Source organism: Ideonella azotifigens, assembly GCF_006519715.1.
GTDB classification, from domain to species: Bacteria; Pseudomonadota; Gammaproteobacteria; order Burkholderiales; family Burkholderiaceae_C; genus Ideonella; species Ideonella azotifigens.
The window spans coordinates 1-1,837 of record NZ_VIDT01000908.1 but is presented as its reverse complement, the minus strand read 5'-3'; the positions used below and the strand labels follow the sequence as shown (position 1 = coordinate 1,837).

The window sequence follows — 1,837 nt, the reverse complement described above, 5'->3', positions numbered from 1 at the left end:
CTGCACCACGACCGGCAGCTCGGCCGGCACGTCGGCAATAGCCTCGGCCGGCTGCAGCGGCTGTTCGGACACGAAGTGCTGTTGCGGTGCCTGGAAGGTCAGCGCATCGCCTCGCAGCGGCGCCAGTTCGTGAGGCCGGTCCGTCGTGTTGGCGAAGCCCATGGCCTGCATTTCGGTGTCGCCCATGTGGCGTGAGATGCCGTCGCCCGGCACCGCCGAGCCACCGCCCAGGCGCAGGCGCTGGAACTCCTCGTTCAGCGCGTCCACGCCCTGGTGCAACTGGGCCAGCACGGCGGCATCCGCGCCACCACGCACGGTCAAGCGCTCAATGGCGGTTTCCAGCCGGTGCGCCAGCTCGCCCAGGCGCATCGCGCCAGCCAGCCGGGCGCCGCCCTTGAAGGTGTGCAGCGCGCGCAAGGCGCCAACACCCGCGTCCAGGTCGTCCGGCAGACGTTCCCACTGGCGGATCTGTTCGGCCAGCACCGGCAGCAGCTCTTCGCCTTCTTCGACAAAGATCTCGAAAAGCTCGTCGTCGATCGCGTCGCGCGCTTCCAGGTCCTCGGCCAGAGAAGCCGTGGCGCCCAGGCGCTCGCTGTCGCCACGCGACGGCGTGGCATGGGTTTCCAGCGCAGGTTCGGCGGCCAGCGGCTCCAGCGCGCTGAAACGCACCTCGCCCAGCGGGTTCAGCGACGCCATCTGCGTGACCGAACCGCCAAAGCCGTCGTCCGGCTCGTCCTGATCCTGGTCCAGGTCCAGGTCGTGCTCAGCCTCAGACAGGCCTTCCAGTTCGGCAGCGCGGCTGTTGTGCTGCAGGGCGTCGGCTTCTTCGTGGCGGTCCAGGCGCTCGATCAGCTCGATCGGCACCGGCTTCAGGAAGCCGGCAGCGAACTGGTGCAGCAGCCGGCGAATCTCGTCGGCCACGTCCAGGTACAAGGCGGCCTCGGCCTCCTGGCCCAGGCCACGGGCGCAGGAACGCTCCAGCGCATGTTCCAGCCGGTGCGCCAGCGAAGACAGGTCCTGGTAACCCACGGTGGCCGAATTGCCGGCCAGCGAGTGGGCCAGCGCCACCGCGGTGTCGCCCACCGGCCGGTGCAGTTCGTGCTGCCACTCGGACAGCGCCACCGTCAGGCGGCGCGACTGTTCGTCGGCCTCGTTGAGGAAGATGTTGAACAGCGTGATCTGGATGCGCAGCGGGCCAACCACCTTGTAGCGCTCGGCATCGTCGACCGGTGCGTCCAGCGCGGGCGCTTGCGGCACCGGTTCAGGCTGCGTTTCCAGCGGCTGCGCCGTGACCATCGCATCTTCCAGGTCCAGCTCAAGGTCGACCTCGGGCAGGCGCAGGTCGCCGCCCGCCTGGTGCGTGGTTTCGGGCCAGTCGTTGGGTGCGTACTCGTCCTCGGCGGTCACCAATGGCTGCGTCGGCTCGATCACATCGCCTTCGAGCAGCGAGATCGCCTGCACAGCTTCGGTGTCGACCAGCGGCGCTTGTTGCGGCTCGCCGAACTCGGGCAACGGCAGGTCCAGGTGCTCGGCGTCCAGGCCGGCGTCCAGCTGCGGTGCGTCCAGTGCCTGGTCCAACACCGGCAGCTCGATCGGCTCGAAAGGCTGGGTCAGCTCGGCCGGCGTCCAGTCCGGCTGGTCTGGCAGTTCCAGGACTTCCGGCACATCGGCCGGGGCCTGCGGCTCGAAGGTCTCAGGCAGGCTGGCCAGTGGTTCGAGCGGCGCGGTTTGCTGGGCCCAGTCGGCCGGCGCGGCATCGCCTTCCAGCGCGTCCAGGTTCAGGTCCGGCAGATTGAGCTCGGTCAGGTCCGCAGGGCCACGGGCGAGCCCCTCGCCC

Annotated in this window: 1 protein-coding gene; it reads right to left on the bottom strand. The window is 69.6% G+C overall.

Annotation, left to right across the window (positions count from 1 at the left end):
• On the bottom strand, positions 1 to 1,837 hold a 1,837-nt coding region (locus FKP22_RS29120; protein WP_211361652.1), incomplete at both ends, for an Hpt domain-containing protein.